The 13,227-nt window shown below is 63.7% G+C and carries 9 protein-coding genes; 8 read left to right on the top strand and 1 reads right to left on the bottom strand.

The features are described 5' to 3' along the window. Nucleotides 1-5: 5 nt before the first annotated feature. The 3 genes from tssH to ACP7D4_RS10970 all read left to right on the top strand — a co-directional run bounded on the left by tssH (nucleotide 6) and on the right by ACP7D4_RS10970 (nucleotide 5,137). Nucleotides 6-2,723 (top strand): type VI secretion system ATPase TssH, encoded by a 2,718-nt coding sequence (gene tssH / locus ACP7D4_RS10960; protein ID WP_426104343.1) that lies wholly within the window; start codon nucleotides 6-8, stop codon nucleotides 2,721-2,723. 18 nt (nucleotides 2,724-2,741) lie between these two features. Further along, complete coding sequence (locus ACP7D4_RS10965; protein ID WP_426209076.1) at nucleotides 2,742-3,836, top strand: Bd3614 family nucleic acid deaminase; 1,095 nt, start codon at nucleotides 2,742-2,744, stop codon at nucleotides 3,834-3,836. Nucleotides 3,837-3,910: 74 nt separating this feature from the next. After that, nucleotides 3,911-5,137 (top strand): anthrax toxin-like adenylyl cyclase domain-containing protein, encoded by a 1,227-nt coding sequence (locus tag ACP7D4_RS10970; RefSeq protein ID WP_426104346.1) that lies wholly within the window; start codon nucleotides 3,911-3,913, stop codon nucleotides 5,135-5,137. Between the two features lie 41 nt (nucleotides 5,138-5,178). Here the strand turns inward: ACP7D4_RS10970 and ACP7D4_RS10975 are convergent, their stop codons facing one another. After that, complete coding sequence (locus ACP7D4_RS10975; protein WP_426209078.1) at nucleotides 5,179-6,078, bottom strand: hypothetical protein; 900 nt, start codon at nucleotides 6,076-6,078, stop codon at nucleotides 5,179-5,181. 242 nt (nucleotides 6,079-6,320) lie between these two features. Here ACP7D4_RS10975 and ACP7D4_RS10980 point away from each other — a divergent pair, with 242 nt between their 5' ends. From ACP7D4_RS10980 to tssL, 5 genes are all read left to right on the top strand, one after another. Then, entirely contained in the window at nucleotides 6,321-6,710 is a 390-nt protein-coding gene (locus tag ACP7D4_RS10980) for a DUF4280 domain-containing protein (RefSeq protein ID WP_426209079.1), read from the top strand. A 54-nt stretch (nucleotides 6,711-6,764) separates the two neighbouring features. Then, a complete protein-coding gene (locus ACP7D4_RS10985; RefSeq protein ID WP_426209081.1) occupies nucleotides 6,765-8,798 on the top strand; it encodes a type VI secretion system Vgr family protein in 2,034 nt (677 codons plus the stop codon). 125 nt (nucleotides 8,799-8,923) lie between these two features. After that, nucleotides 8,924-10,489, top strand: coding sequence for a type VI secretion system-associated FHA domain protein TagH (tagH, locus tag ACP7D4_RS10990; protein WP_426209083.1), 1,566 nt, complete (start codon nucleotides 8,924-8,926; stop codon nucleotides 10,487-10,489). A 10-nt stretch (nucleotides 10,490-10,499) separates the two neighbouring features. Beyond that, nucleotides 10,500-11,843, top strand: a complete 1,344-nt coding sequence (gene tssK, locus ACP7D4_RS10995) for a type VI secretion system baseplate subunit TssK (protein WP_426209085.1) — start codon at nucleotides 10,500-10,502, stop codon at nucleotides 11,841-11,843. 6 nt (nucleotides 11,844-11,849) lie between these two features. Continuing rightward, a complete protein-coding gene (gene tssL / locus ACP7D4_RS11000; RefSeq protein ID WP_426209086.1) occupies nucleotides 11,850-13,205 on the top strand; it encodes a type VI secretion system protein TssL, long form in 1,356 nt (451 codons plus the stop codon). Nucleotides 13,206-13,227 lie beyond the last annotated feature (22 nt).

The following is a 13,227-nucleotide window of genomic DNA, read 5'->3' on the forward strand; positions in this document are numbered from 1 at the left end:
AAGTCATGGCCGACATCAGTCGCGTTGCATTGTTTGGCAAGCTGAACAGCCTGTGTTATCGGGCGATCGAAAGCAGCACCGTGTTTTGCAAGCTGCGCGGTAACCCCTACGTGGAAGTGCTGCACTGGATGCACCAGATCTTGCAGCTGCAAGACTCCGACCTGGTACGCATCATCCGCCAGTACGACCTTGATCCGGCCACGCTGGCGCGCGACCTGACGGCGGCGCTCGACCGCCTGCCGCGCGGCTCCACCTCGGTCACGGATTTGTCGTCGCAGCTGGAAGAATCGGTCGAACGCGCATGGGTGTACGGCACGCTGATGTTCGGCGAGTCGCAGGTGCGCTCGGGCCACCTGATCATTGGCATGCTGAAAACGAACGGTCTGAAAAACGCGTTGTACGGCATGTCCAAGCAGTTCGAGAAAATCAAGCTGGAGCACCTGAGCGACAATTTTGCCAGCCTGCTGGCCGAGTCGCCCGAAGCAAAAATGGTCGCCACCGACGGCTTTACCGGCGGCGGCGCCGCGCCTGGCGAAGCGTCCGGCGCCATCGCCCCGGCGGCGATGGGCAAGCAGGAAGCGCTGAAAAAATTCACGGTCGACCTGACCGAGCAGGCCCGCAGCGGCAAGATGGACCCGATTGTCGGGCGCGACGACGAGATCCGCCAGATGGTCGACATTTTAATGCGGCGCCGCCAGAACAACCCGATCATGATCGGCGAAGCGGGCGTGGGCAAGACCGCCGTGGTGGAAGGCTTCGCCCAGCGCATCGCGCGCGGCGACGTGCCGCCCGCGCTCAAGGAAGTGCAACTGCTCACGCTCGACGTGGGCCTGCTGCAGGCAGGCGCGAGCATGAAGGGCGAGTTTGAGCAGCGACTGCGCTCGGTCATCGACGAAGTGCAGGCCAGCCAGAAGCCGATCATCCTGTTCATCGACGAAACCCACACGCTGGTGGGCGCGGGCGGCGCCGCCGGCACCGGCGACGCGGCCAATTTGCTCAAGCCTGCCCTAGCGCGCGGCACCTTGCGCACCATCGGCGCGACCACCTTTGCCGAGTATAAAAAGCACATTGAAAAAGACCCTGCGCTCACGCGCCGCTTCCAGAGCATCCAGGTCGACGAGCCGAGCGAAGAGCGGGCCATTCTCATGATGCGTGGCGTTGCCTCGACCATGGAAAAGCACCACAAGGTGCAGATCCTGGACGAAGCGCTGGAAGCTGCCGTCAAGCTGTCGCACCGTTACATCCCCGCGCGCCAATTGCCAGACAAATCGGTGAGCCTGATCGACACCGCCTGCGCGCGCGTGGCCGTCAGCCTGCACGCCACGCCGGCCGAAGTGGACGACAGCCGCAAGCGCATCGAGTCGCTCGACGTTGAGCTGGGCATCATCGGTCGCGAGAGCGCGATCGGCATCGACATCGGCAAGCGCCACAGCGACGCCACAGCCTTGCTGGAAGAAGAAAAGAGCCGCCTGGCGGGCCTGGAGACGCGCTGGAACGACGAGCGCGCGCTGGTCGACCAGTTGCTCTCGCTGCGTGCCCGCTTGCGCGACGGCGCGCAGCCGGTCGAAGGCACCGGCAGCAAGCTCGAAGCGCAGGCCGATTCCGTGGCGCCGGCCGCGCCCTTGTCGGTCGAGCAGCGCGCCGACTTGATGGAGCAGCTAAAAGGCGTACAGTCCAGGTTGACCGAGCTGCAAGGCGAAACGCCGCTGATTTTGCCCACCGTCGACTACCAGGCCGTCGCCGCAGTGGTGGGCGACTGGACCGGTATTCCGGTCGGGCGCATGGCCAAGAACGAGATGGAAACCATCCTCAAGGTCGCCTCGCTGCTCAGCCAGCGGGTGATCGGCCAGGACCACGCGATGGAGATGATCGCCAAGCGCATCCAGACCTCGCGCGCGGGGCTGGATAATCCGAGCAAACCGATTGGGGTGTTCATGCTGGCCGGGACTTCGGGCGTGGGCAAGACCGAAACGGCACTGGCCTTGGCCGAAGCGCTGTACGGCGGCGAGCAAAACCTCATCACCATCAACATGAGCGAATACCAGGAAGCGCATACGGTGTCGACTCTGAAAGGCGCGCCGCCCGGTTACGTGGGTTACGGCGAAGGCGGCGTGCTGACCGAGGCCGTGCGCCGCAAGCCGTATTCGGTGGTGCTGCTCGATGAAGTCGAAAAAGCGCACCCGGACGTGCACGAGATGTTCTTTCAAGTGTTCGACAAGGGCTTCATGGAAGACGGGGAAGGGCGCTTCATCGACTTCAAGAATACCCTGATCATCCTGACGACCAACGCCGGCACCGATTTGATCGCCGGCTTGTGCAAGGACCCGGACCTGATGCCGGACCCGGAAGGCATGGCCAAGGCACTGCGCGCGCCGCTGCTCAAAGTGTTCCCGCCGGCGCTGCTGGGGCGCCTGGTGACGATTCCATATTATCCGCTGTCCGACGAGATGCTGGGCCAGATCGTCAAGCTGCAACTGAACCGCATCAAGAAGCGGGTCGAGGCGCGCTACAAGATTCCGTTCATGTATGGCGAGGACGTGGTCAAGCTGGTGGTGTCGCGCTGCACCGAGGGCGAGTCGGGCGGGCGCATGATTGACGCGATCCTCACCAACACGATGCTGCCCGATATCTCGAAAGAGTTCTTGACGCGCATGATGGAAGGCAAAGCCGTCGAGCGCGTGCAGGTCGACGTTGCCGATGGACAATTCCATTATCAATTTTAAACGGCGAGGGAGGAATCGATGGCTACCGTTGGTGATTTCTTCAGAAACAAAGGCGCCAAAAAAGTTGCGGCACGATTGTCCACCAAGAACCGGCTGTACTATTACGAGACAGACAATCTGTCGCTGGTTCCACCGTCGGTGTATTTGCACGACTACATGTCGTCGCTGAAGCCTGGCTTGCTGGTAAAAGGCAAGCTGCTGGTGAATTACCCCCGGACGGAATGGGTGAACAACAAAGAGGGCGCAAAGTTCGAGTTTGACTGGAACGATGAAAAGGACACCGAGTTCCAAGGCGCGCCCATCCTGGTCAAGCCGACGATGGCGCACTACAAGCAGTTTTCCCTTGAAAAACTCGGCGCGCCGCCGAACTTGACCTCAATCTACGAGGAAACGGTGCCGTACGGCGAGAGCAAAGCCAGGCGCATCTACATGCTGGCGACCTTCTGCGTGCTGAAAAAGCATGGGTTTGTGTATTACCACAAGACGGAAGGGCATAACATCGGCGCGATCTTGACGTCCAAGCACGGCGATGTCCTGGCCTGGGGCGTGAATACGGGGGAGCACCGGCATGCCGAGGTCAATACCGTCATCAGCTATTTCCTGCGCAATCCTGGCGCCACCAGGTTGCCGGTAGACTCAGTGCTGTTCTCGACCTTGAAGCCTTGCAAGATGTGCTCCAGTCTGATCAAGGCCGCGTCCGATGCCGCGCGCACCCGTGTTTGGTACGGCATGATGGATGAAGGGAAAAGTGGCGCCAGCAAGTTGCTGGGAAATATGGCGTCCAGTTTCACCGGCGTCGATCTTGCCGAGCTAGACGTGTTCGAATTGATGAGCGAGAGCGGCACGCTCGACACGGCCATCACGGCCAAGGGCACCAAGCCGGTATGGGTGCCGGTCGACGGTGGCAAGGTTGACCTGTACGCGACCTTGAACGCCAGCAAGAAGAACGACCCCATCAATAAATCGGCCGCCGACTGGGTCGACGACAGCGCCGACATGATGAAGCTGGTCGAGGCAGCGCTGGTCAAGTTTCAGGGCAAGGCCGACAAGAAGAATCGCGCCGACGGCGCCGTCAAGAAAGTGCTTGCGCACTTGCAGGAATTCGTCAAGTAGGAATCAAGGTAACGGTCCCGTTTTGCCAGGTGCGCAAGGCAGGCCGGCGAGGTCAATCAACAAAAGGATAGCTTATGCGATACGGTGATGCCGCCTGCGAGGAAACCGGGATTTCACAGCGCCACGCCGCCGTGTTCCAGGAGGTGGCTAACGTCACCAAATGCATCATCGCATGCAGAGCGGTGGGCAAGTTCGCAACAGGACTGATCAGTGAGAGCTACTCATCGAAAGGCTTTCACAACAAGGCCAAATCGTGCAACTGGGGGCCGATGGCTGGCTTTGTACTGGCCGATCCGCGCTTTACCAAGTCGCCCGACTTGAAAGGGCAAACCAAGACGCTGGTCGCCGCCTATCTGGCGGGCGCGACCCAGGTGCCATTGTTTATTTCCGAGCAGCGCAGGATCTGGCTGCAAAACGCCGGCTTGTTCCAGTTCCGGTACGGCGACGAGCGGGTGCAGGAAGTTCGCGCGCAGCGGGAGGGACTAGTGATCGATTTTGAGTTGCACCGGGATGTGGGCGAACCCAAAGCTTTGACCTGGGGCATGTGGGCCGTCATGTACAGCATTAACGATCGTGTTGAAGCCTTGGTTCCCCCGTTGGCAAGAGCGGCCGCGCAGTCCACGGTTGAAAAGGTAGGCACCCGTGCGCTCCCCAAGCCGCCCAGCGATCGCGCCCAGCCCAGTTCCGGCAGAATCGGCCCGCCGCGGCCGGCGCTGAAAGTGGCTGTGCAAAGCAGCAGCAGGGAACAAATCGAAGAGCGTCTTGCGCGCATCAATGCGCCCCCCGTGCAGCAGCGCATGGCCGACCCGCACCTGGTGCCCGTGATGGCGGTGCGCGATCCGCACTGTACCGTGGCGGCCAGCGATTATCGTTCGGCGACGACGGGTGATTATGATTTGTTCGCCGTATGGCCGCGCGTCGGCCCCGCAGAACTGATGAACCACCTGGACAGGCGCATGATCCAGACCCACGAACTCGAACAACGCATCACTGCAAGGAAAACCTACAGCTACGAAAGCGAGCACCAGGGTAATCTGACGCCGCGCATCTCCGAGGTTAAAAGCTTGCTCAATGGCGGCTTCATGCGCGCAGGCTACACCGGCGGCAACATGGTGCACCATAGCGACGAGGGTGGCCGCCCGTTCGTGACCTCGATCGACTTGCCTGTGTTCGCCGTTGTTCCCGGCGAAACGCAACCGTATTGCATCGAGTCGGCGCAAGACATGCGCGCCTTTGTCCGGGGGCGCGACGACTATGAATTCCCGATGAACCAAGGGTGGGTGCATGAGATGCGGAACTGAGGCAGACGGCTGCCTCAGCCCGGGCCGGCAGCATTGCCGCCTCAGTGCGCCGCAGCGGCAATCGCGGCGAACGTATCGAAGATCGCCGCATTCGGGTTGCCCGCCGGTGCGGCCGGCTCGAGCGCCGTCACGGGCGCGCCGTCATGCTCGAAGATAGCGAAGATCAGGCCGCCGGTCGGATCGTTGTGCGAGCCGAGCACCAGGCCGCTGTCGCTGTCGGCGCGCGACGAGGCTGCGCACACGCCCGCATTGCCGGTGCTGTGGCGGCGGTCGAAGACGGCGTCGGCCAGGCCGCGCGCGGCGCTGTAGTCTTGCGACTCGCTGGCGGCCGAGACCAGCATGTCGAACGGCGCCCAGTCGACGATGCCGTAACGGCTGCGCGCCTCGCCGCTGGCGCGCAGGCGCTGGAACAGGGGCGCGAGCGCGCTTAGGCGCAGGTCGGCAAACTGCAGCGGGTGGCGCAGCCGGAACAAATGAAAGCGTTGCGCCGACAGCGGCAGGGCGCCGCTTTTTTGCTGCTGCATGAAGGCGCCGGTCTGGTCGGGCGCACCCGGTTTCCACAGCGCCGGCGCCGCCTGCTGCAGTGTGGAGGCCGGGTAAGACTGCAAGGAATAGTGGGCGTGCTCGCGCAAGATGCCGCCCACCGTGCCCACGTACAAGGCGCCCTGGCCGTTGCGCCCGTCAAGGCGGGGGCCGCTGAAACGGTTGTTGCCGTTCATGGAGCTGCCCGGGGGAATGGTGCGCGCTTGCTGGATGCTGAGCGCGCTGTTGACCACGCGCAGCACCAGGCGTCCTGCGCCCAGCGTCATGGTCGGCAATTGCTCGCGCAGCATGGCGTCGTAGGCGATGTCGTAGAACACGTCATACAGCGAAGGATGGCGGATCTTGCCGGCGACCGTCATTTGGCGGCGCGGCTGGTGGCGGCTTTGATAGGTAGTCATGGGCCTCTCGATGTGTTTGTGTCGGACAAAGCCTGGCCAATTGCGGCAGGCGCCGTGCTGTCGAGTATGTCATTGTTAAGGCCGGCCGCAAACGGGAATTGACGGCGCAGCGATCTTGTTGCGTTGCTGCCCAATAGTTGATTGCCATGCCTGCCGCATGCAGCAAAATATTGCATAAATGTACTTTTCCCGACATACTGAACACGAGCGCCACGCAGCGCTCACATTGCAAAGGACGACACATGGCAAGCCAGGTTTCAATGGGAGCGATGATGATGTGCACGATGGGCGCGGCGCCATCCTCGCTGGTCGTGCTGCCCAAGAACAAGGTGCTGTGCGAAGGGCCGCCAGCGGCCAACATCATGGACCATGTGCCGATGATGAACATCATGCCTTTTGGCGTGTGCATGTCGCCGGCCAATCCAATGGTCGCCGCAGCCACCGCAGCCGCGCTCGGCGTGCTCACGCCCATGCCCTGCATCCCCGTCACCGCCGCGCCCTGGGCGCCGGGCGCGGCGACTGTCTTGATCGGCAATATGCCTGCGCTGAACAATATGTCCAAATGCATGTGCAACTGGGGCGGCGTGATTTCCTTCACCATGCCCGGCACCGTCAAGACCATGATCCCGTAGCCGCGCCTTGGCCCGGCCGCAACCGCAGCTCCCTTCCACTTTCAGCACACTCCTATGCCACTAGCCCGCCAAGTTTCCGTCACTTCCGCACTGGCAACCGACGTGCTGCTGTTCAAGTCGATGAGCACGACCGAGGCGCTTGGCCGCCTGCCGGAGTTTCGCGTGCAATTGCTCAGCAAGGATAACGAAATCAAGATCGCCGATGTGCTCGGCAAGGCCATGAGCATCGAACTGCTCGGCGGGCTGGGCGAGGGCGAGCGCCACTTCCACGGGATCGTCACGCGCTTTGGCAGCACCGGCTGGAGCGGCGAATTCGCCACCTACGAAGCGACCATCCATCCCTGGTTGTGGCTGCTCAAAAAGAGCGCGAACTGCCGCATCTTCCAGGATTTAAAGGTCACCGACATCGTCAAGAAAGTGTGCGCCGTGTATGGCGGCCTGGTCAGCCTGTCGCTCGACTCGCTCAGCGGCGAGTATCCCGTGCTGCCGTATTGCGTCCAGTACCGCGAGAGCGATTTCGATTTCGTGTGCCGCCTGCTCGAAGACGCCGGCATCTATTTTTACTTTACCCATACGGCCGACGCCCACACCATGGTGCTGGCCGACTCGCACAATGCCCATGAGCTCATTCCCGGCTACGGCAGCCTCAAATACGCGGTCCACAAAAACCCGGGGGAACTCGAAGAAGAGGCGATCTACCAATGGTCCGCCGGCGGCGAAATTCAATCCAGCAGCTACGTGCTCAACGACTTTGATTTTGAAAAAACGGCCGCCAGCAACAGTGCCGGCCTGTTGACCACCAGGACCATCGCCGCCTTGTACCGACAGGAGGCGTTCGAGATGTTCGACTATCCCGGCGCCTACACCGATGCCGACGTTGGCAAGGCGCTCGCGCTGGCGCGCATCGAGCGCCTGCACGGCCAGTGCGAACAGATTGAAGCGCAGACCGATGCGCGCGGCCTGTTTGCCGGCGGCGTGTTCGCGATGGCCGACCATCCGCGCGACGAGCAAAATCGCAAATACCTGGTCACCAGCGCCCGCCTGGAAATCGGCGGCGGCCAGTACCGCAGCGGCGAAGAGGCGCAGCCGTTTACGGTGCTGTGCCAATTCACCGCGATCGGCAACGCCTACCCGTACCGGCCGAGCGCCACGGTGACCAAGCCGATCGTGCAGGGGCCGCAAACGGCGATGGTGGTCGGCAAGGCCGGTGAAGAAATCTGGACCGACAAATATGGCCGCATCAAGGTCCAGTTCCACTGGGACCGGCTGGGCAAGGAAGATGAAAACAGTTCGTGCTGGGTGCGCGTGTCGCAAGCCTGGGCCGGCAAGGGCTGGGGGGCGATGGCCGTGCCGCGCATCGGCATGGAAGTGATCGTCAGTTTCCTCGAGGGCGACCCGGACCGCCCCTTGGTGACCGGCTGCGTCTACAATTCCGACGCCATGCCGCCGTACGCGCTGCCGGCCGAGCAGACCAAGGCGACCTTCAAGACCAACACCAGCAAGGGCGGCGGCGGCTTCAATGAACTGCGCTTCGAAGACAAGAAGGGCGCCGAAGAAATCTTCATCCAGGCGGAACGCGACTGCAACCGGATCGTCAAGAACAACGACACGCTCAAGGTCGGTTTCGAGGTCGCCAAGAAGGGCGACCAGACCATCGACATCAAGAACGACCAGGCCGAAACCATCGGTAATGACCAGACGCTCAAGGTCGGCAACGACCGCAACGTCACGGTCACGCACGACGAGACCGTCAAGGTCGACAACAACCAGACCATCACCATCAAGGTTGACCAGAAACTCGATGTCGGCGCCAACCAGACAGTGTCGATCGGCGCCGACCAGGAAACGGCCATTACCGGCAAGCAGAAAGTCGATATCGGCAGCACGCTGGTGATCGAAGCGGGCACCTCGATACTGCTCAAGGTGGGCGGCAGCAGCATCAAGATCGAGGCCGCCAAAATCACCATCAAGTCGGCTGAAATCGAGATTTCCGCCGACGCCAACGCCAAGCTGAAGGCGGGCGCGATGATGGAAGTAAAAGCGGGCGCGATCATGACGGTCGAAGGGGCGATGGTCAAGATTAATTGATGCCGTTAGACATTTTTATTGTGTAAATTAATTGTTTGTGCAAAGTATAATCATCTGACTCGGTCGGCTGGCGGCGCGTTTTGCGATCGTGGCGCGACCGCAGGCAACCTTACCTATCTCATCCGATGCTGTTGTACCTACGAATCCTGACGTATCGCAATCAGCCCGTGCCGCCCGCCGGCCCTGTCGGCTTTGCCAAGGCCGGCGGCACCATCGGGCGCGCACCCGACAACGCGCTGGTGCTCGACGACGCCTCCAAATACATCTCGCGCGTGCACGCCAAGGTCGCCTTGCGCGACGGCGTGTTCATGCTTGAAGACGTGGGCAGCAATCCCAGCGTGGTCAACGACCGGCCGCTGGGCAAGGGCAAGGAAGTCGCGCTCGCCCACGGCGACCGGGTCACTATCGGCGACTATCAATTGATGGCCGTGATTGAAGCGGGCATGGCCGCGCTGAACTTGCCGCAGGCGCCACTCAACAATCCCGACTTGCCCCTGTTCGTGCCGCCGCCGCCACCGCCGCCGGTTCAGCTGCCGCCGCTTGAGCTGACGCCGCGCCCTGCATCCGGCATTCTGTCGGCCTCGACACCCCCGCCGGCCATCGGCATGCTCGACGCATTGTCTGCCGCAAGCATCCTGGACGTGGGGCCGGGCGACAGCTTCCAGGTCGGCGGCGCCGATCCGCTGGGCCTGAATTTGTTCGGCGATGGCGCCGACGTGCCGCGTCACGCGGCCGAGAGCGACCATGTGTCGCCGGAACTGGCTGCGTTTTCCATGCCCGCGATGTTTGCCGCAGCGCCGCCTGTACCTGCGAGCGCGCCGGCGCTAGCACCGGCTGCGCCTGGCAGCTTTGCCTTCCCGGCCGATTACGATCCGCTGGCCGACTTTTTCGCGCCACCGCTGGCCAAGCCGGCGCCGCCGGTGTATGCGCCGCCTCCCGTGCCCACCTCCGCCCCCGCATTCGTGCCCGACGAACTGGCGTCGTTCGACCTCGGCGGCCTGACCGACGCAGCGCCGTCGCCCGTCGCGCCGCCCATGGAGATCGCGCCGCCGGCCGCCGCGCCGGCGCCATCGACGGGCGCCGCCGACAGCGAAATCCTGCAAGCGCTGCTGCGCGGCCTGGGCTTGCCCGAACTGCGCTTTCACCGTCCGGCTACCGAAGTGGCCGAGATCGTAGGCAGCATGCTGCGCGAAGCGACCGCCGGCACCATCGACGTGCTCATGGCGCGCGCGCTGACCAAGAAGGAAAGCCGGATGGACGTGACGATCCTGTCGGTGCGCGAAAACAATCCGCTCAAGTTTTTTCCCAACGCCGAGGGCGCGCTGACCCAGATGCTGACCGGCACCATGGCCGGCTACATGGCGCCATCGCAAGCGATGGCCGGCGCCTTTGACGACCTGCGCGCGCACGAACTGGCCGTCATCGCCGGCATGCGCGCGGCGCTGGCAGCCGTGCTGCACCGCTTCGACCCGGACCAGATCGAGGCGCGCCTGGCCGTGCCGACGGTGATGGACAAGATGCTCAGCTCGAACCGCAAGGCCAAGATGTGGGACCGCCTGGTCGAGCTGTACGGTGAAATCGCGCGCGAGGCCGACGACGACCTGCAGCGCCTGTTCGGCGAAAAATTCGCGGAAGCGTACGAAGACCAGGTCGCGCGCCTGCGCCAGGCTAAAAAAGCGGCACTCAACTGAAAGAGACACGATGGCGTGGAAAAATAAGGTAGTGTGGTCGGAAGGCATGCTGTTGCAGCCCCAACACTTGCAGCAGCACGACCGGTACTGGCAAAGCCAGCTCGAAGCGCGCGTGGCCGGCTTGCGCCCGTACAGCTGGGGTTTCATCGACGTCAAGATCGACGAACAGCAACTGGCGCTGGGCAAGGTTGCCTTGCAAGCTTGCAGCGCGGTGCTGCCCGATGGTACCCCGTTCGCGCTGCCGGCCGAAGATGAACTCCCGCTGCCGCTGGACATTCCGGCCGATGCCCGCAACGTGATGGTGATGCTGGCCTTGCCGCTGCGCCGCCACGGCGTGCCCGAAACACGCTTTGACGGCGGCGCCGACAGCGGTGCCGATCACTTCGCGCGCCACCGCGCCGACGAATACGAAGCCTGGGACAGCAATGGCCTGGACAACAGCGCGCTGATGCAAGTGGGCAAACTGCGCCTGCGGCTGGCCCTCGAAAGCGAGGTCGCCAACGCCTACGCCACCGTGGGTGTGGCGCGCATCATCGAACGGCGCTCCGACAACCGCGTAGTGCTCGACCCGGACTATTGCGCGCCATGCCTCGATTTCCGGGCCGCGCCGCGCCTGGCGGGCTTCGCCGACGAACTGGTGGGCCTGTTGCACCAGCGCGGCGACGTGCTGGCCAGCCGCCTGTCGCAGCCGGGCGCTGCGGGCGCCGCCGAAATCGCCGACTTCCTGCTGCTGCAACTGCTCAACCGCGCCGAGCCGCTGTTCATTCACCTGGCTGCGGCCACCGGCGTGCATCCCGAAACGCTATACCGCGCAATGCTTGGCTTGGCCGGCGAACTGGCAACCTTTACCGATGCCGGCAAGCGCTGCAGCGCTTATCCGCCGTACCGCCACACCCACCTGGGCGAGACGTTCGCGCCCTTAATCGCCGACCTGCGCAAGTCGCTGTCGGTGGTGATGGACTCGCAGGCGGTCCCGATCCCGCTCGAGGAACGCCAGTTCGGCATCCGCGTGGCGGTGGTGCCCGACAAGGAGCTGCTGCGCTCGGCCACGTTTGTGTTGGCGGTCAATGCGCAGATGCCGCCCGAGACGCTGCGCGGTGCTTTTCCGTCGCAGGTCAAGATCGGTTCGATCGAAAAAATCCGCGACCTGGTCAACCTGCAGCTGCCGGGCATTGGCATGCGCGCGCTGCCGGTCGCGCCGCGCCAGCTGCCGTTCTATGCCGGCTACACCTACTTTGAACTTGACAGCAAGAGCGAGTATTTCCAGCATCTCCATCAGTCGGCCGGCGTTGCGATGCATGTAGCCGGGGACTTTCCAGGCTTGCAGATGCAATTCTGGGCCATCAGGAGGTAGCACCGCGTGAGCAATCGAGAGAGCAACCCAGAGAGCAACCCAGAGGGCCAGGATCCGCCCCAGGATCCCGACAAGACGATGCTGGTGCCCACGCCGGGCGGACGGCGCGCCGCTGCCGCGGCCAGTGCGGCGCCGCCCGCGCCGGCTTACAATCCCGGCCACGCGGGCGCGTCCGCCGCGCCGCTGGCCACGCTGCCGGGCAGCGGCGTCAATCCCCTGGTGCGCGCCGCCAATGGGCTGGTCGACCTGGTGGTCCCGCTGCGCATGACGGCCCAGCCGCCCGACCAGCAGCAGCTGCGTGAAAAGCTGGCCACGGCCATCAAGGCGTTCGAGAACCAAGCGCGCGCCGCCGGCATTGCCGTCGACACCATCGCAGCAGCGCGCTACGTGCTGTGCGTGCTGCTCGACGAAACCATCTCCAGCACCGCCTGGGGCAGCGGCGTGTGGGGTTCGCGCAGCCTGCTGGTCGCCTTTCACAACGAAGCGTCGGGCGGCGAAAAAGTTTTCCTGATCCTGCAAAAGCTAAGCCAGAACGTGGCCGCCAATATCGACCTGCTCGAACTGATGTATCTGTGCCTTTCGCTTGGCCTGGAAGGGCGCTACCGCGTGATCGACCAGGGCCAGGCCCAGCTGGCCACGCTGCGCGAACGCCTGCTCAAAATGATCCAGGACCAGCGCGGCCCGCGCGAGACCGACCTGTCTCCGAACTGGCGCGGCGAGGCGTCCAGGCTGGTCTCGCCGCTGTCGGGCGTGCCGGTATGGGTGATGGCCGCTGCCGCCTGCGCGCTGCTGCTGGTGCTGCAACTGGTGGGCAGCACGGTGCTCAACCGCGCTTCCGACCCGGTGTACGCGGGCCTGTCTAAAATTCGCGTAGCCGTGCCGGCGCCAACCGTGACCCCCGCCGCCGCCGCCCCCGCGCCGGCCAAATTTGCCACCTTCCTCGCGCCCGAAGTCGCGCAGGGCCTGGTGAGCGTCAAAGAGACGGCCGAACGCAGCGTGATCACCGTGCGCGGCGACGGCATGTTCGGTTCCGGCAGCGCCGAAGTGCAGGACAAGGTCGCGCCGCTGCTGGCGCGCATCGGCGACGCACTCAAGACCGAACGCGGCAAGATCATCGTGATCGGCCACACCGACGACACTAAGCCGGGCCTGTCGGCGCGCTTTCCCTCGAACTTTGACCTGTCCAAGGCGCGCGCGGCAGGCGTCATGGTCGAACTGGCCAACCGCGCCGTCACGAGCGCGCGCTTTAGCGCCGAAGGGCGCGGCGACACCGAGCCGATGGTACCCAATGTCTCGCCGCTGAACCGCGCGCGCAACCGGCGCGTCGACATCGTTGTCCTTGCGCCGCCGGCGGCGCCATGATCGCTTACCTTTTCCCGGGCCG

Origin of the sequence: Massilia sp. TWP1-3-3, from assembly GCF_049897805.1 — a bacterium.
Lineage (GTDB): Bacteria > Pseudomonadota > Gammaproteobacteria > Burkholderiales > Burkholderiaceae_D > Telluria_A.

Bases quoted from the DNA above. Each gene is read 5' to 3' on its own strand.
- tssH (WP_426104343.1), top strand. From the start codon at position 6: ATGGCCGACATCAGTCGCGTTGCATTGTTTGGCAAGCTGAACAGCCTG.
- ACP7D4_RS10965 (WP_426209076.1), top strand. From the start codon at position 2,742: ATGGCTACCGTTGGTGATTTCTTCAGAAACAAAGGCGCCAAAAAAGTT.
- ACP7D4_RS10970 (WP_426104346.1), top strand. From the start codon at position 3,911: ATGCGATACGGTGATGCCGCCTGCGAGGAAACCGGGATTTCACAGCGC.
- ACP7D4_RS10975 (WP_426209078.1), bottom strand. From the start codon at position 6,078: ATGACTACCTATCAAAGCCGCCACCAGCCGCGCCGCCAAATGACGGTC.
- ACP7D4_RS10980 (WP_426209079.1), top strand. From the start codon at position 6,321: ATGGCAAGCCAGGTTTCAATGGGAGCGATGATGATGTGCACGATGGGC.
- ACP7D4_RS10985 (WP_426209081.1), top strand. From the start codon at position 6,765: ATGCCACTAGCCCGCCAAGTTTCCGTCACTTCCGCACTGGCAACCGAC.
- tagH (WP_426209083.1), top strand. From the start codon at position 8,924: ATGCTGTTGTACCTACGAATCCTGACGTATCGCAATCAGCCCGTGCCG.
- tssK (WP_426209085.1), top strand. From the start codon at position 10,500: ATGGCGTGGAAAAATAAGGTAGTGTGGTCGGAAGGCATGCTGTTGCAG.